The sequence below is a fragment of the Cutibacterium avidum 44067 genome (genome assembly GCF_000367205.1).
GTDB lineage: Bacteria > Actinomycetota > Actinomycetes > Propionibacteriales > Propionibacteriaceae > Cutibacterium > Cutibacterium avidum.
Map to the genome: position 1 here is coordinate 777992 of NC_021064.1, position 16962 is coordinate 794953.

A 16962-nucleotide genomic window follows, 5' to 3' on the forward strand; every position below is an offset into this window, starting at 1 on the left:
GTTGTTTTCAACTACCCCTTTTTGACTCCATCGCCCATGTGAAAGGTGCCGTACGACGTGGATTTGGTTCGAGCATCCCATCTGTACAAGGTTTTCGGTAAACACGAACGAGAAGTGATCGAAAGACTCAAAGCAGGGGAGTCTCGAGAAGATCTTGCCTCTCTCGGTACGGCGGCTGTCATCGATGTCAGCTTGGAGGTCGCCAAGGGAGAGACCTTCGTCGTCATGGGCCTCTCAGGGTCCGGAAAGTCCACCCTCATCCGGATGATCAACGGGTTGTGGGCGCCCTCCGAGGGCACCGTCGAGGTGGCCGGAAAAGTTGTCTCTGACATGAACGACTCCCAATTGCGGGAGCTTCGTCGCGACCATGTGTCGATGGTATTCCAGCATTTCGCCCTTCTTCCTCATCTGACTGTTCGCGAGAACGCGGCTTACGGGCTGAAGTTGCAGGGTAAGCTCAAGCCGAAGGACCGCCTCGAGAAGGCCGATGAGTGGCTGCGGACCGTGGGTCTCAACGGCTGGGGTGGCAAGTACCCCCATCAGCTCTCAGGTGGTATGCAGCAGCGTGTCGGGTTGGCTCGTGCCCTCGCCGCGGAGACCGACATCCTTCTCATGGACGAGGCCTTCTCCGCTCTTGACCCGCTCATCCGTCGTGAGATGCAGGATCAGCTCCTCGAGCTGCAGGGCACCCTCAACAAGACGATCATCTTCATCACCCACGACCTCAACGAGGCCATGTACCTCGGCGATCACATCGCGGTCATGCGCAATGGTCGTGTTGCTCAGATCGGTACCTCTGACGAGATCCTCACCCAGCCGGCCGACGACTACGTCGCTGACTTCGTCCAGGATGTCGATCGCACTCGGGTTCTGACGGCGTCGGCTGTCATGCGACCCACCGAGGCCGTCGTCTCCAGGTCGGCAGATCCCCGCCGTGTCCAGCGCATCATGGATCAGCGTGATTGGGCTGGCGTCTTCGTCGTCGACGAGCACCGTCGTCTGCTCGGCATGGTTGGGGACCAGGAGGTCATCGAGGCTGCTCGCCGTGGCGACCGCAGCATCGCGGCAGTCGTCGAGACCAGCGGCATCCTCACCGTTCGCACTGACACCCCGCTGTCCGAGTTGTTCGCTCCGTCGAAGGATGCGCGAGTGCCTCTCGCCGTCGTCGACGAGGACTTCCACCTCATGGGCGTCATTTCCCGAGTCGCTCTGCTCGACTCCATGTCGAGGTCCCAGGACAAGGTGTCCGAAGGATCCGTGATGTCCCTGGAAGACACTGGGAAGTTGCCTGTCATCAAGGATGTCGGAGATCCCGTCGGTCTCCCGCCTGCTGACCAGACGACGACCGCGACGGTCGCATCCGCCCCGACCACCGAGAAGGAGGCCTGATCGAGATGAGCTTCAATTTCGCCAACCCCCGTATTCCGCTGGGAAGCTGGATCGAGACCTTCTTCGATTGGTTCCAGCACGCCTTTGACTGGCTCATCACCTTCACCAACGTCGTCATCGGCGGTATGTACGACGGGCTCAACCTCGTCCTGTCCAAGCCGCTGTACCTGGTCATGATGGTCGTCCTCGCCGCCATCGGCTGGGCCTGTGCCAACTGGAAGGTGGGCCTCTTCGCGCTCATCGGCTTCTACCTGGTCCGGGCCATGGATCAGTGGAACAACACCATGCAAACCTTGTCCCTGGTCGTGGTGGCCGTGGTCCTGGCCCTCATCCTGGCGATTCCACTGGGGATCTGGGCTGCCAAGTCGAAGCGATTCTCGGCCATCATCAAGCCGATTCTCGACTTCATGCAGACGATGCCGTCGCTGGCGTACCTGGTCCCGGTCATCGTCCTCTTCGGTATCGGTCAGGTTCCTGGGGCCATCGCGACGATCATCTTCGCCCTGCCACCTGGCGTGCGGTTCACTGAGTTGGGCATCCGTGGTGTCGACACCGAGACGGTAGAGGCCGGCGCAGCCTTCGGTGCCAGCCCGCGTCACATTCTGTGGCGTATCCAGATGCCGTTGGCCATGCCGACGGTGATGGCCGGCGTCAACCAGGTCATCATGTTGGCTCTGTCCATGGTCGTGCTGTCGGGCATGGTCGGTGCCGGTGGTCTTGGCGGCGACGTCGTTGCGGCCCTGTCTCAGGTCGACATCGGTCTGGGTATGGAGGCTGGACTGGCAGTGGTGGTCGTGGCCGTTTACCTGGACCGCATCACCAACGGACTGGCCAATCGCACCCCGCTCGCCCGGGCACAGCGCGCCAACTGAGCGCAACAGGATAGCTGAACACAGCAGGGGCGACTGAGTCCCATGCAGAACATGAACGTACGTGAACACGAGGGAGTAACGATGAGCACAAGTATGGTTCGACGCAAGGTCATCGCCGCGGCCTCCACCCTGACGATTGGGGCTCTGGCCCTGTCCGGATGCGGTGCCACCAACAGCGGAAACGGAGAGTCCGGCAGCTCCGACACGGGCTCCGACAACGTCAACACGAAGTGGGCCGACTGCACCCCGGGGACCGGATCCAAGGACACCACGTCCATGAAGACTGATGATGACAACAAGATCACCATCGGTGCCTTCAACGGCTGGGATGAGTCCTTCGCCACCGCCGGAATCATCAAGAACGTCCTGGAGAAGGACGGTTACAAGGTGAAGATCAAAGGATTCGACGCCGGCCCGGGCTATGCCGGCCTCGTCGCCGGTGACATCGACCTCATCACTGACAGCTGGCTTCCCCTGACTCACGCCGACTACGTCAAGCGCTACGGCGACAAGATGGAGAACCTTGGCTGCTGGTATGACAACGCCAAACTCACCATCGCCGTCAACAAGGACTCCAAGGCGCGCACCATTGGCGACCTCAAGACCATGGGGGACGAGTACGACAACACCCTGTACGGCATTGAGGCGGGCGCCGGACTGACGAAGGCCACCAAGGATTCCGCCATTCCGAAGTACGGCTTGAAGAACATCAACTTCAAGATCTCGTCGACCCCGGCGATGCTGGCCCAGCTCAAGAAGTCCACCGACGCCGGCCAGGACATCGCGGTGACATTGTGGCGTCCGCACTGGGCCTACGGCGCTTTCCCGGTCCGCGATCTCAAAGACCCCAAGAAGGCCATGGGCGAGGCTGAGGTGCTCTACAGCTTCGGCAGGCCCGGGTTCGAGAAGGATCATCCCAAGGCCGCACAGCTGGTGCGCAACATGGTCTTCGACGACAACACCCTCTCGAGCCTCGAGAACACCATGTTCTCCGCGGAGAACTACGGAGGCAAGAACCAGGAGAAGGCCGTGGCGGAGTGGATCTCGCGCAACAAGGCGTGGGTCGACAAGCTCAAGTCCGGCGAACTCGCCGAGAGCTGATCGGCAGGACGGGCCGCCCAGGTGGGCGGCCCGGCTCGCGTCCTGACGCGGTGGGACGCCTGCCAATTCCGCGATGACGATGCCTAGTGATGATTTTCGGATTCGGGCCATGGGCGGTTGTCCCCATAGACTGCCGGGCGTGTCTGTTCCCGAGGAATCGTCAACCGTCGTCATCGGAAACTTCGATGGTGTGCACCGTGGCCACCAGGCCCTTGTCCAGCAGGCCAAGAGGCTTGACCCGGACGGTTACGTTGTCGTCGTCACCTTCTGGCCCCATCCGCTGACCGTCCTGGCCCCTGACCAGGCCCCGGCCCTGCTGTGCCCGCTGGAGCGACGCATTGACTGGTTGAAGGAGGCCGGTGCCAGCGAGGTGCGCGTGGTCAATTTCACTCCGGAGATCGCGAATTGGTCCCCGGCGGCCTTTGTCGAGCGAATGATCAGCCCTTTGCAACCCGAGCATGTCTTGGTGGGCCAGAACTTCCGCTTCGGACGTCACGCCGTGGGCACTCCGCAGGCCCTGTCGGAGATTGGCTGTGGCCGCTTTGAGGTTCATGCCATGGATCTCGTCGCCATTTCCGGTGTCACGGTGTCGTCGACCCGGGCTCGCGAGGTGGTGGCAGCCGGCGATGTCGCCGAGGCCGCCGAGTTGCTCGGACGCCCCTTCGAGGTCGGTGGGGTCGTCGTCATGGGGGACCAGCGCGGACGCGAGCTGGGATTCCCGACGGCCAACCTCGTCCTGCCGGAAGGGCGTGCCGTTCCGGCTGACGGGGTGTATGCCGGATGGTTGGAGCCTGGTAGCGGTCCGGACGCCGGTCGCCGACTTCCCTCTGCGATCTCGGTGGGGACCAACCCGACCTTCGACGGTGTCGAGCGTCGAGTCGAGACCTACGTCATCGATCGCGATGATCTCGAGCTCTATGGAGTCGACGTCAAGGTCACCTTTGCCGAGCGACTGCGTGGGCAGATCAAGTTCGACGGTATCGAGCCGCTGATCTCGCAGATGACCGACGACGTCGACGCGGCACGGAAGATCCTGGCCTGAGGCTGGCAATCACGTCCGGCAGTTCGGGGGCGGTGCGGGTGTGAACGCCGTGGGGATACCCAGTAGGCCATGTTGCCGTTGACCATGTATCGAAAGGTCGTCCAGTCGTGGCCAGTTGCCGATCCCTGGTCGCGAGCCATCCCCGCGTCACCGCCGTCGTTGTTGCCGCTCTCGGTATCCTGTCCCTGTGCCTCGGTGGAGTTGTGACGGGCCACCTCGCTTCGCCCACTCCCCATGGCTGTCGGTGGGTACATCGTCATGACCATCGGTGCCGCGATCTTCGAGGAAGTGCTGTGCCGCGGAACCTTCGCCAGGTCGGATACGCCTTCTGCATGGGAATGCCCGGCTGCTGTCCGGCACATGCGAATTCGCACTCGACAGGGAAGAGCTGATACTCTCACCCAGTTGCCGTCAGATCGGCCGCGGCCTTGGAAGAGTCCCCTGCAGTAAGAGCGTCGGGGACGCCGCGCAGCGGACAGGAAGGAACCCACCGAGATGGATGCTGCCGAGAAGAAGAAGATCATCGAAGAGTACGCGACCCACCCCGGAGACACCGGTTCCCCGGACGTCCAGGTCGCCATCCTCACCAAGCGCATCGCTGAGCTCACCGAGCACCTGAAGGTCCACAAGGGTGACCACCACTCCCGTCGTGGCTTGATGCTCATGGTTGGCCAGCGTCGTCGTCTTCTCAACTACATCGCGAAGAACGACATCGAGCACTACCGCGAGCTCATCGCTCGTCTCGGTCTGCGTCGCTGAGCGCCGCGGATCGCACGAATTGACGGGGTGTCCCTTCGGGGGCGCCCCGTTTCGCATCTCCTGACTCTGTTGATCAGGGCGGTTTCGCACCAGTTGCGCCGTGACTGAGCAGTTGCGCCGCGCAATACCGGCGCAACTGCACGTCCGTGGCGCAGCTGGGTTCAGCGCGTCCCGGCTGACTGGGGCCGGATCATGTCTGGGGAATCGTGTGCGAATCCTGCGGCGACGACCGGGCAGGTATCGGAGATTCGTGGGATTGCCCGCGGATGCCGTAGACTCAACGTCACAATCAGAATTACTGTAACCGTCGACTGCCTCCCCATGACACATGGGTCCTCGGTAGTGGTCACCGGGGCACGGTCCCGGCGGCTTCGATCGAAGACCGGTGTGGTTCTACAAGAGGCGCCTTCTGGAGCGCCAGCGGGCGGCGGTCGGCCCTGCGAAAGGACATCCCTGTGGAGGGACCCGGACTCGAATTCACCGAGGCCATCATCGACAACGGAAAATTCGGCAAGCACGTCGTCCGCTTTGAGGCGGGATTGCTCGCCCAGCAGGCGGACGGATCGGCTGCCGTCTATCTCGATGGTGACACCATGTTGCTGTCGGCCACTACTGCGGCCAAAACACCCCGCGATTCCATTGACTTCTTCCCGCTGACGGTTGACGTCGAGGAGCGCATGTACGCCGCCGGACGCATCCCCGGCTCTTTCTTCCGTCGTGAGGGACGCCCGTCTGAAGGTGCCATCCTCGCCTGCCGTCTCATCGATCGCCCTCTGCGCCCCTCATTCGTCAAGGGTCTGCGCAACGAGGTTCAGGTCGTCGTGACCGTCATGGCCCTCAACCCGGCCGTCTACTATGACGTCGTCGCCATCAACGCTGCCTCGATGTCCACCCAGCTCGCCGGTCTGCCGTTCTCCGGTCCGATCGGGGGCGTGCGTATGGCTCTCATCGACGACCAGTGGGTGTGCTTCCCCTCTGTGGAACAGCGCAAGGAGTCGACCTTCGACATGGTCGTCGCTGGTCGCGTTCTCGCCGACGGTGACGTCGCTATCATGATGGTTGAGGCCGAGTCCACCCCGGCTACCTGGGACCTCGTCCACGGCGGACGGACTGCCCCGACTGAAGAGGTCGTCGCCACCGGGTTGGAGGCCGCCAAGCCCTTTATCAAGGTGCTGTGTGACGCCCAGGTGGCCCTGGCCTCCAAGCTTCCCAAGGAAACCTACGACTTCCCGGTCTTCAAGGATTACGAGGACGACGTCTACGCTGCCGTTGAGGAGAAGGCTGCCGACGAGCTCTCCCGCATCGAGCAGATCGCTGCCAAGCTGGAGCGTCAGGACGCCGAGTCCGAGCTCAAGGCTCGTATCAAGGCTGAGCTCGCCGAGACCTTCCCGGAGCGTGAGGCTGAGATCTCTGGCGCCTTTAAGGCCGTCATGAAGAAGATCGTGCGTAAGCGCGTCCTCGATGAAGGTGTGCGTATCGATGGTCGCGGACCTCGCGATATCCGCGCCCTTTCAGCTGAGGTCGGCATCATTCCTCGCGTTCACGGATCCGCCCTCTTCCAGCGCGGCGAGACGCAGATCCTGGGTGTGTCGACTCTCAACATGCTCGACATGGAGCAGAAGCTCGACACCTTGTCCCCGGAGACCACGCGGCGCTATATGCACAACTACAACATGCCGCCGTACTCCACCGGTGAGACTGGCCGTGTTGGCTCCCCGAAGCGCCGTGAAATCGGTCACGGCAACCTCGCTGAGCGTGCCCTCATCCCAGTGCTGCCGACCCGCGAGGAGTTCCCCTACGCCATCCGTGAGGTTTCTGAGGCCATCGGCTCCAACGGTTCCACCTCGATGGGTTCGGTCTGCGCCTCGACCCTGGCCCTGCTCAATGCAGGTGTGCCGCTGCGTGCCTCGGTCGCTGGCATCGCGATGGGCCTCATGAGCGAGACCAACGAGGACGGCGAGACCAAGTACCTTGCGCTGACCGACATCCTGGGAGCCGAGGACGCCCTCGGCGACATGGACTTCAAGGTCGCTGGTACCAGTGAGTTCGTGACCGCCCTGCAGCTCGATACCAAACTCGACGGCATCCCTGCCGATGTGCTGGCGGGTGCCCTCAAGCAGGCCAAGGAGGCTCGTACCACGATCCTCGAGGTCATGAATGACGCCATCGACTCTCCCGATGAGATGGCTCCTACTGCTCCGCGCATCATTACCGTGCACATCCCGGTAGACAAGATTGGTGAGGTCATTGGCCCCAAGGGCAAGATGATCAACCAGATCCAGGACGACACCGGCGCCAACATCTCCATCGAGGATGACGGCACCATTTTCATCGGTGCCGACAACGGCGATTCCGCCGACGCTGCCCGCACGATGATCAACTCCATCGCCAACCCGCAGATGCCAGAGGTCGGTGAGCGTTACCTGGGCACCGTGGTCAAGACGACGAGCTTCGGTGCCTTCGTCTCCCTGCTGCCTGGCAAGGACGGCCTGCTGCACATCTCCAAGATGCGTGACCTCAACGAGGGCAAGCGCGTCGAGGCCGTCGAGGACGTGCTGTCGGTCGGTCAGAAGATCGAGGTTGAGATCGCTGAGGTCGACGACCGGGGCAAGTTCTCCCTGGTCCTGGCCTCCCACGAGGAGGACGACGACACCGAGGAGTGAGTCATCAATCCTGGAGTCGTTGATCCTGTGAGGGACTGACATCAACGGGATGTCCTGGCACTTTCGCCAGGGCATCCCGTTCGTTGTGCGCGGATGGATCATTCCTCGGGAACGTCAGAGCATCTGGGTAGTCTGGACGCGGCGCCGGGCAGGTGCCGTCGTCAGGAAGGAAGGTCCAGATGATCAAGGTTGCCGTATTCGGAGCCAAGGGACGTATGGGAGCTTCGGTGTGCCAGGCCGTCGAGGAAGCCGAGGACACCGAGCTCGTGGCCGCCATCGACAGTGGCGATGATCGTTCAGCCGCTGAGGGAGCCGATGTCGTCGTCGATTTCACCACCCCCGACGCCGTCATGGACAACCTCGCCTGGGCCATCGACCACGAGATCAACACCGTCGTCGGCACCACGGGTTTTGACGAAGACCGCTACCAGACCTTGCGCGACCAGCTCGCCGACCATCCCAACACCGGCTGCCTGGTCGCCCCGAATTTCTCCATTGGCGCCGTGCTCATGATGCACTTCGCCGAGGAGGCTGCGAAGTTCTACGAGTCGGTCGAGGTCATCGAGCTGCACCATCCCAACAAGGTCGATGCCCCCTCAGGCACCGCCCGCACGACCGCTGGCAAGATCGCGGCTGCCCGGCAGAAGGTCGGCATGGGAGAGGTCCCGGATGCCACCCAGAGCCAGCTCGACGGGGCTCGCGGAGCCGTCGTTGACGGGGTCCACGTCCACGGTGTCCGCCTGCGCGGCCTCGTCGCCCACCAGGAAGTGCTCTTCGGAGCCGAGGGGGAGACCCTCACCATCCGCCATGACTCGATGGACCGCGTCTCCTTCATGTCGGGCGTTCTCACCGGCGTGCGCGGTGTCCTTGACCGTCCGGGTCTGACCATCGGCATCGAAGGGTTGCTCGGACTTGAATGAGCGTCCTGATTTCTCGATGACGCCGTCTGAGCCGACTCAGGTGCTGCCGCCCAGGCCTCAGATTGATACCGGGGCGGTGGTGACGGTCGAACGTGATTGTCGTCACCACCGCCTCATCAAGTGGCTCGTCATCATCGTCGTCATCGCCTTGGTCGCGGTTGCGGCAGTGATCACCGATCAGACCTTCCGGGCGAGAAGTGAGAAGGCCATCGCGGCCAATATTGCGAAGTCATTCGGGGCCGACGAGTCAAGCGTCGGTGTCGCGATCCGCAATCGCCCCTTCCTCGGGGTCTTGCTGACCGACGAGCTCCAGGGACTTGACGCGACCATACCGACGGCGACCGTCGCTCGAGACGAGACGACGGTGACCTTCCATGACGTGAACATCCACGCCAATGGGATCCGTCATGCCCGTGAGGAATCCCGGACGGTCGCCGAGACGATGTCTGCAACTGGCCGGGTCGACTGGCCCGAGCTGTCTCGGCTGGCAGGCGGCAAGATTACGTACAACGATGACGCCGGTGAGAACGGCAAGGTGACCATTGTGCGCGACATGTCGGTTCTGGGAGCTCGAGTGGGTGTCAGTATCTCAGCCGTTCCTGGCGTCGCGACCACATCGCGGCGGGTGACGTTGACGAGCCCATCGGCGAGCTTGGACGGTATTCCGATTCCGGACATCCTGCTCAACTCCGTTCTGGAAGGCATCACAGATCGATTCACCCTCCCCGATCTGGGTAATCTGCATTACGAATCCCTCAAGGCGACGCCGAAGGGATTGGAGTTTTCCCTTGTCGGGACCGAGGTGAAATTGTCCGACCTCACCGGAAAGTGATCAGCTTGGCGCGAATGATGAGGTGAGGCTAGGCCAAGAAGTCGTATGCTGATGAGCGGCCCCTTGGCCGCTCATCAGATGTCGTCAGTTCCGTGGAGGTCCCTTTCATGAATGTTGCCGAACAGCTCGTCCAACAGCTCCTCGATGCGGGGGTGCGACGGATCTACGGCATCGTCGGTGACTCCCTGAACCCCGTCGTTGATGCAGTTCGCAGGACCGGCGGTTCTGTCAAGGGCGGTATCGACTGGGTCCACGTTCGTCATGAGGAGGCTGCGGCCTTCGCCGCTGCTGCCGAGGCAACTCTGACCGGCGAGCTGGCTGTCTGCGCAGGCTCCTGTGGTCCGGGAAACCTGCATCTCATCAATGGTCTGTTCGACGCATACCGCTCCCAGGTCCCGGTTCTGGCCATCGCCTCCCACATCCCCAGCGTCCAGATTGGCATGAGCTACTTCCAGGAGACCCACCCGGATCGCCTCTTCGTGGAATGCTCTGACTACTGCGAGCTGGTCTCGACCCCTGAGCAGGCACCTCGCGTCGTCAACTCGGCCATTCGCCATGCTGTCGCGGGCAGCACCGTCTCGGTCGTGACCCTCCCGGGCGACATCACCGACAAGAAGGCTGCCGCTCCGTCGCCGGTCTTCGTCCCGAGCCGTCGTCCCTCCACCGAGCCGAACCCGGAGGACGTCCGTCAGCTCGTTAAGCTTCTCAATGACGTCAAGAAGGTTGCCATTTTCGCCGGTGCCGGCGTCGAGGGTGCCCATGACGAGGTCTTGGCCCTGGCCGACAAGCTTAAGGCCCCGATCGGTCACTCCCTGCGCGGCAAGGACTTCATCCAGTACGACAACCCCTTCGACGTCGGCATGACCGGTCTGCTGGGTTACGGTGCCGCAGCCGAGGGCATGAATGATGCCGACGTACTGATCCTGTTGGGAACCGATTTCCCCTACAACCAGTTCCTGCCTGGCACCCTCACGGTTCAGGTTGAGAATCGCCCGGAGAAGTTGGGTCGTCGTACCGACGTCTCCTTCCCGATCCACGCCGACGTCAAGGCCCTGTGCAACGCTGTCACCCCGCTGCTCAAGCAGCATGATGACAAGTTCCTCAAGGCCACCATCAAGCGTCACGCCAAGATCATGAAGGCTCCGGTCGGCTCGTACACCCGCAATGTCGAGCACATGAAGCCGATCCACCCTGAGTACGTCGCTCACCTGCTCAACGAGCTGGCCGACCGCGACGCGATCTTCACTGCTGACACCGGCATGTGCAATGTGTGGACCGCTCGTTACATCGATCCGCTGGGTACCCGTCGTCTCATCGGATCCTTCCTGCACGGATCGATGGCCAATGCCTTGCCGCATGCCATCGGTGCCCAGGCATCTCACCCTGGCCGACAGGTCATTTCGGTGTCCGGCGACGGCGGCCTCTCGATGCTCCTTGGCGAGCTCGTCACGGCCCGTATGCTCAACTTGCCGATCAAGGTGGTTGTCTTCAACAACTCCACCCTCGGCATGGTCAAGCTGGAGATGCTGGTCAATGGGTTGCCTGATTTCGGGACTGACGTCCATGACGTGAACTATGCCGGGGTTGCCAAGGCGATCGGGTATCACTCCGAGCGGGTTGATGATCCGCGCAATATTCGTCGTGCTCTTCGTGATGCCCTCGACTTCGACGGACCGGCCCTCGTCGAGGTGCTCACTGATCCCAACGCCCTGTCCCTGCCTCCTGAGATCAAGGGTGAGCAGATGATTGGGTTCGCCACCGCCATGAGCAAGATCGTGCTCAACCGTGGTGCCGGTGAGGCCGTCTCGATGGCCACCTCGAACATGCGTAACATCCCAAGATTCTGAGAGATCACGTTTTGGGGTCCGTCCGACGAGGACGGGCCCCACAGGCATTTTCGGACCAGGATCACGGGACCGAGGTTGGATGGCGTCAATGCAGGCAATGAACAGCGGTGGTGCTGCCGCATGAGGATCCTTCTTGTGGTCGACGCCCTCCAACCAGGAAATGGGACGACGGCCTCGACCCTTCGTTTTTCCCACGCATTGCGTGACCAGGGTCACGAGGTGCGTTTACTCAGCGTCGGGTCGACCCCGGTGCCCAGCACTCGCGGGATTCCCGTGGTCAGTGTGCCCGTCCTCTACCTGCCGCTCATCACCCACCTGGCTGACCTTCAGAACGTCGATCTTGCGCGCCCAGTCAGGGCCATTGTCTCCTCAGCGGTAGCCGAGGCTGACCTCGTGCATGTCGTCATGCCGTCGCCATTGGGGGCTTGTGCCAAACACGTGGCGCAGCATGCCGGTGTTCCCGTCACCTCGGGTTTCCACATCCAGCCTGAGAACATCACCTACAACGTGCACCTGGCCAACGCTCGATGCCTTGCCGACCGCATTTATCGCATGTTGTGGCGGGCGTTCTACCACGATGTGTCCCACCTCCATGCCCCCAGTGAATTCATCGCCGAGCAGTTGCGCAGACACGGTTACGACCAGCACCTTCACGTCATCTCGAATGGGGTGCCGCCAGAGTTTCGGCCCGGCCCGCCACGAGAGACGTGGGCTCTGGACAGCTCTGGCCCTGCCACCGTCATGACTGTCGGCAGGCTCTCACCGGAGAAGAGGATCGAGGTCCTCGTCGACGCCATTGCCCGGTCTCGACATCGCGATCGGATCCGTCTGGTGGTCGCCGGTCGAGGGCCGCAGCGAGAATGGTTGCAGAGGCGAGCTGAGCGCGCTGGGGTTGACGCCTGCTTCGTCAGCCACGACCGTCCGGAGGACCTCATCGCTGAACTGCGAGCCGCCGACCTTTACGTTCACCCCGCAGACGTCGAGATCGAGTCCTTGGCTGCCCTGGAGGCGTCCTCGGTCGGGTTGCCCTGCCTTATCGTCGACAGCCCGCTGTCGGCCACCAGCCAGTTCTGTCGTGTTCCCGAGCACGGTCTGTGCCCGCCGCGCGATCCGGAGAGGATGGCGGCTGACATCGATTGGTGGCTGGAGCACCCGAAGGAGCGTGAGACCGCGGGCAAGGCTCAGGCACGCTGTGGCCAGGAGTACGCCCTGGACAGGTCGGCTCGGTTGCTGGTCGAGATGTTTGACGCCGCCATTTCGGGGCCGACCGGATGAAGAAGGTCCAGCGACTGGCCTATCTGACGATTGTCGGCCCAGCTGCGGTGATTCTCACCGGGGTGACCTTCGCTTTTCGTCGGCGAGGACACCACCATCTGGAGCCAGGGACGATCGTCGTCAGCAACCACGTCCACGATTTCGACTGTCTGGCCCTAGTGCGGGTGTTCTGGCCGACCGGTCTGAGGTTCAACTCGCAACTTTCCAACTTCGACATCCCGGTGGCAGGGCTCATCCTGCGAGCCTTCGGAACGATTCCGGTTGACGTTTCTGATGTACGAGGTTTCTTCTCGGCCAATGCGCAGGCGCTGGCTGACGGTGACTGCGTCGTCATTTATCCAGAGGGAGACATCACCTGTTACGAGACCTCCGCAGGGACCTTCCGTCCAGGGGCCTTTGCCCTGGCGGTGCGCACCGGTGCCCCGGTGGTGCCAGTGGCACTGGTGCGGTCTGGGCGGAAGCTCGGAGTCAAGTGGTGTCGTCCGCAACTGGAGGCCAAGGTGGGGCCGCCGATGTATGCCGATGAGACCCTGCCACGATGCCAGGCCAGGGAGGAATTGCGCCAGCGAGCTGAGAACTTCGTCTCCCAGGCCCTTGATGAAGCGGTCAGGACACATCGGGGCGAAGCTGTCGGAGTTTCCCGATAGGCTTCACGCCGTGGCTAATACTGGATTGACGACACCCCCGGATCTGAAACCGGATGTTCTGCGCATCATCCCCCTCGGCGGCTTGGGGGATGTCGGACGCAACATGTCGTGCTACGAGATCAATGGGGAGATGCTCCTCATTGACTGCGGGGTGCTCTTCCCGGAGGATGACCACCCCGGCGTCGACCTGCTGCTGCCAGGACTGGACTACCTCGACGATGAGAAGCTGGCCAAGGTGAAGGCGCTGGTGCTCACCCACGGCCACGAGGACCACATCGGGGCCGTGCCCTACCTGCTCAAACGTCGCCCCGACATCCCGATCTACGGGTCCAAGCTGACCTTGGCGCTGGTTGAGGCCAAACTGCGTGAGCATCGCATCAGGGGATACAAGCTCAATGTCGTTCACGAGGGAGACGTCGCCGAGGTCGGCGAACAGTTCGATCTTGAGTTCATTGCCGTCAACCACTCCATCCCTGACGCTCTGGCAGTGTGCGTGCGCACCGACGCGGGAACCCTCATCAATACCGGCGACTTCAAGATGGACCAGCTTCCGTTGGACGGTCGCATCACCGACCTGCGTGCCTTCGCACGTCTTGGCGAAGAAGGCGTAGACCTGTTCATGGTCGATTCCACCAATGCCGAGGTGCCGGGCTTCGTGAAGTCCGAGACCGAGATCGAGCCGGCCATCGAGAGGGTTTTCGAGAAGGCGAACAAGAAGCTCATCGTCGCCTGTTTCGCCTCTCACGTGCATCGTGTCCAGCAGGTGCTCAACATGGCGGTCCGCCACAACCGTAAGGTCTGCTACGTCGGTCGATCCATGGTCCGAAACATGGCGGTGGCTCAGGAACTGGGTTACCTCCACGTGCCGGACAACACCGTCATCGAGCTGCGTGAGCTTGATCATTACCGTGACAACGAGGTGGTCATCGTCTCGACCGGGTCCCAGGGGGAGCCACTGTCAGCCCTGGCCCGAATCGCCAACCGTGAGCACCGCGACATCGAGGTGGGGGAGGGAGACACCGTCTTGTTGGCCTCCTCCCTCATCCCTGGCAATGAGAACGCCGTCTACCGTGTCATCAACGGTCTGACGAAGCTCGGTGCGACCGTCGTCCACAAGGGCAATGCCTTGGTCCACGTCTCCGGCCACGCCGCGGCCGGTGAGCTGCTGTACGCCTACAACATCGTGCGTCCGCGCGCGGTCATGCCGATTCACGGTGAGGTGCGTCATCTGGTCGCCAACGCCGACCTGGCCAAGGCCACCGGAGTCGATGAGAAGAACGTCGTCCTCGTTGAAGACGGCGGGGTTATTGACCTCGTCGACGGCGTACCGCGTGTGGTGGGCAAGATCGACGCCTCCTACATCCTCGTCGATGGATCCGGGGTGGGTGAACTCACCGAGGACACCCTCACCGACCGTCGCATCCTCGGGGAGGAGGGATTCTTGTCAGTCGTCACCGCGGTCGACACCCGCTCGGCCATTGTGGTGTCCCGTCCGGCGATTCAGGCTCGCGGTTTCGCTGAGGACGACTCAGTTTTCGCTGAGATCACCGACCAGATCGTCACCGAGCTTGAGAACGCCATGAAGGGTGGCATGGACGACGCCCACCGGTTGCAGCAGGTGGTGCGTCGGACCATTGGCCGGTGGGTCGCACGGTCATTGCGGCGTCGACCGATGATTGTGCCGGTTGTCGTCAAGATCTGAGCCTGGTTGACCCGTCGTGGTGTGTCGTCATCGTCGATGAGCCGATAGAGCTTCGGTTTATCTGAGGACGAGTTGGTGAGTGCGGACCAAATTCGTCAGCGCGGCTTGGGCTTGTGGCGAGTAAATGAGATTCCTATAACGTCGACCGTCCTTGTCTTCGCCCTCGTACAGTGCGATGCCCATCATCGCGCCATGTACTGTCGGCATCCACTCATTGATGGCGTAAGTAATCAGGCCGGCCTTAGACAGAGCTTGATTCAATTGAGTAGCACGCACTGGCTGACCTTCGGGTAGCACACCTTCCTTTTTCCACGCGTCGAGGAGTTCCCTGGCAATGCAGTATCCGGGGGTTCTGCGATCGACGAACTTGACATCGCCGGATTCCGGAGTCGACGATTTCTGCGTTGGAGTAAAATACTCGTAGCTCTTGGCTTGAGGTGTGGCAGCGGGAGGTAGAACCGGCTCGAAATCAGGTACTACTGGCTGCACTGGAGTGCTGTTTTCTGCTGGTGGCACAGGAGCGTTGTTCCTTGATCCAGCAAAGTTGCAGTCGCTCAGTGTCGCATGCTTGCGTATTAGTCTAAACACCGGCCCAGTGCCGTTCCATCGCTGGTCGCTACCAAAGACAATGAATAGGTCTTTCGCGCGAGACACGGCAACGTTCATAAGTTCTAGGGTCTTGTCAATGAAGACCGCTTGGTCTGAATTGTTTCCGTAGACGGCGGAGAATAAGACGATTTCTCTCTCTGCTCCTTGTAGCTTATGTGCAGTGCCAACTGTAATTATTTTGCTAAACCTAGGGTCTAGGGCTTTCTTGATTAAGTGTTCTTGGGCTGCAAATGGTGTGACAACCCCGATGATCTCCGCGTCCTTTGCTGGATCGCCATTGGGATTGTAGATAGCTCTAAAGTAATCGAAGTTGGACGCGATCCAGGTCGCAATCTCCTGGGCCTCGTGGCAGTTTATTCGACTCGATCCCTTCCGTTGATCTTCTGAGTTGGCTATCTTCTTGAATAGAAATGGGTGTTCGACTATGTCTTTGAGTTTGTAGGAACCAAGGGGGCGGGACGGCTTGAGAAGGCCCTTGTATAGGAGGTCGTTGCAGAATTGAATAATGTCGTGATGGCAACGAAAGTGTTCAGCCAAGAAGAGTCCAGGCTTGGCATCTTGGCTGTACCGCCAACGGCTCGCCGTCGTCGCCGCGGACATCACCGATGAGGGCTGAGACGACGTCATACCGCGACTGATCATGTCATCCCACTGGCCGGAGAGGTTGAAAACTGACGTCATCTCCTTGTCGCTCTCAGGGTCGATGCTCCATATAGGGGACAGCTGCAAGACGTCACCGACGACAAGCGCTCGTTTCGGGATCGCAAACACAGCCGCGCCAATAGACATATCGACTTGACCGGCTTCGTCCACAATCATCAGATCAGGCCGTCCCAAATCGTATTCAGATTTTTCTCCTGGTTTTGTCCATAGTCTGAAATATTTTGGGAGTTGATACGCCGTCATCACAAAGCATGGTGTCAGTGAGGCTACCTGGGTCCAAAACCTTTCCATGTACTCTGGTGACGTGCGGTTACGTTCCCGCTCTGGGATGAGGTCGTCCCCATCCGCGGCAAGCAGCCATTCCGCTTCATAAATATGAACAGCGAGCCAGAACTCGACATATCTGACGGTGGTATCTAATACCTGATCAAGATTTAACAGATCGGAGGCGTCAGTGAGTTTCTGGAGTTGCTTCTCCGGCAGCGATCCGAAGACCTTAAGCGGCTCTTCAGGATTGAGGGTGTAGTTGTGGCTGGACTGTGTGAGAGTCTGCTGTAGTTGCCCTGTGGGGCTGGGGTGCGTGGAGGGAGGACCCTGCGCGAGGATCGGAGTGTCTAGATCTGTCCTCGTGAATCGCAAGG

General features: G+C 61.3%; 13 protein-coding genes. 12 read left to right on the forward strand and 1 reads right to left on the reverse strand.

What is annotated here, in order from left to right; all coding sequences use genetic code 11:
* Positions 1-45 precede the first annotated feature (45 nt).
* The 12 genes from PALO_RS03570 (at position 46) to PALO_RS03625 (ending at position 15049) form a co-directional block, all read left to right on the forward strand.
* Entirely contained in the window at positions 46-1389 is a 1344-nt protein-coding gene (locus PALO_RS03570) for a quaternary amine ABC transporter ATP-binding protein (protein WP_036910488.1), read from the forward strand.
* A 5-nt stretch (positions 1390-1394) separates the two neighbouring features.
* A complete protein-coding gene (locus PALO_RS03575; RefSeq protein WP_015582449.1) occupies positions 1395-2261 on the forward strand; it encodes an ABC transporter permease in 867 nt (288 codons plus the stop codon).
* Between the two features lie 93 nt (positions 2262-2354).
* Complete coding sequence (locus PALO_RS03580) at positions 2355-3362, forward strand: glycine betaine ABC transporter substrate-binding protein (protein ID WP_015582450.1); 1008 nt, start codon at positions 2355-2357, stop codon at positions 3360-3362.
* A gap of 73 nt (positions 3363-3435) precedes the next feature.
* Positions 3436-4404, forward strand: a complete 969-nt coding sequence (locus PALO_RS03585; protein ID WP_373430382.1) for a bifunctional riboflavin kinase/FAD synthetase — start codon at positions 3436-3438, stop codon at positions 4402-4404.
* A gap of 495 nt (positions 4405-4899) precedes the next feature.
* Positions 4900-5163, forward strand: a complete 264-nt coding sequence (gene rpsO, locus PALO_RS03590; RefSeq protein WP_002514283.1) for a 30S ribosomal protein S15 — start codon at positions 4900-4902, stop codon at positions 5161-5163.
* 455 nt (positions 5164-5618) lie between these two features.
* Complete coding sequence (locus PALO_RS03595; RefSeq protein ID WP_015582452.1) at positions 5619-7826, forward strand: polyribonucleotide nucleotidyltransferase; 2208 nt, start codon at positions 5619-5621, stop codon at positions 7824-7826.
* A gap of 179 nt (positions 7827-8005) precedes the next feature.
* On the forward strand, positions 8006-8746 hold the full coding sequence (gene dapB, locus PALO_RS03600; protein ID WP_004808670.1) for a 4-hydroxy-tetrahydrodipicolinate reductase: 741 nt from the start codon (positions 8006-8008) through the stop codon (positions 8744-8746).
* 16 nt (positions 8747-8762) lie between these two features.
* Entirely contained in the window at positions 8763-9578 is an 816-nt protein-coding gene (locus tag PALO_RS03605; RefSeq protein ID WP_015582453.1) for a DUF2993 domain-containing protein, read from the forward strand.
* Positions 9579-9685: 107 nt separating this feature from the next.
* Positions 9686-11425 (forward strand): pyruvate dehydrogenase, encoded by a 1740-nt coding sequence (locus tag PALO_RS03610; protein WP_004808668.1) that lies wholly within the window; start codon positions 9686-9688, stop codon positions 11423-11425.
* 120 nt (positions 11426-11545) lie between these two features.
* Positions 11546-12700 carry a glycosyltransferase gene (locus PALO_RS03615; RefSeq protein WP_004808667.1) on the forward strand — a complete coding sequence of 385 codons (1155 nt, stop codon included), beginning with the start codon at positions 11546-11548 and terminating at the stop codon, positions 12698-12700.
* Complete coding sequence (locus PALO_RS03620; RefSeq protein WP_015582455.1) at positions 12697-13347, forward strand: lysophospholipid acyltransferase family protein; 651 nt, start codon at positions 12697-12699, stop codon at positions 13345-13347. Before PALO_RS03615 ends, PALO_RS03620 begins: the two co-directional genes overlap by 4 nt.
* A gap of 10 nt (positions 13348-13357) precedes the next feature.
* Positions 13358-15049 (forward strand): ribonuclease J, encoded by a 1692-nt coding sequence (locus PALO_RS03625; RefSeq protein WP_041710004.1) that lies wholly within the window; start codon positions 13358-13360, stop codon positions 15047-15049.
* A gap of 57 nt (positions 15050-15106) precedes the next feature.
* Here the strand turns inward: PALO_RS03625 and PALO_RS03630 are convergent, their stop codons facing one another.
* Positions 15107-16960, reverse strand: a complete 1854-nt coding sequence (locus tag PALO_RS03630) for a DEAD/DEAH box helicase (protein WP_015582457.1) — start codon at positions 16958-16960, stop codon at positions 15107-15109.
* Between the last annotated feature and the right edge of the window lie 2 nt (positions 16961-16962).

What these genes read in the sequence shown, in the direction of transcription:
- PALO_RS03575 (WP_015582449.1), top strand. Translation starts at nt 1,395, where the DNA reads ATGAGCTTCAATTTCGCCAACCCCCGTATTCCGCTGGGAAGCTGGATC.
- PALO_RS03580 (WP_015582450.1), top strand. Translation starts at nt 2,355, where the DNA reads ATGGTTCGACGCAAGGTCATCGCCGCGGCCTCCACCCTGACGATTGGG.
- PALO_RS03585 (WP_373430382.1), top strand. Translation starts at nt 3,436, where the DNA reads ATGACGATGCCTAGTGATGATTTTCGGATTCGGGCCATGGGCGGTTGT.
- rpsO (WP_002514283.1), top strand. Translation starts at nt 4,900, where the DNA reads ATGGATGCTGCCGAGAAGAAGAAGATCATCGAAGAGTACGCGACCCAC.
- dapB (WP_004808670.1), top strand. Translation starts at nt 8,006, where the DNA reads ATGATCAAGGTTGCCGTATTCGGAGCCAAGGGACGTATGGGAGCTTCG.
- PALO_RS03605 (WP_015582453.1), top strand. Translation starts at nt 8,763, where the DNA reads ATGACGCCGTCTGAGCCGACTCAGGTGCTGCCGCCCAGGCCTCAGATT.
- PALO_RS03610 (WP_004808668.1), top strand. Translation starts at nt 9,686, where the DNA reads ATGAATGTTGCCGAACAGCTCGTCCAACAGCTCCTCGATGCGGGGGTG.
- PALO_RS03615 (WP_004808667.1), top strand. Translation starts at nt 11,546, where the DNA reads ATGAGGATCCTTCTTGTGGTCGACGCCCTCCAACCAGGAAATGGGACG.
- PALO_RS03620 (WP_015582455.1), top strand. Translation starts at nt 12,697, where the DNA reads ATGAAGAAGGTCCAGCGACTGGCCTATCTGACGATTGTCGGCCCAGCT.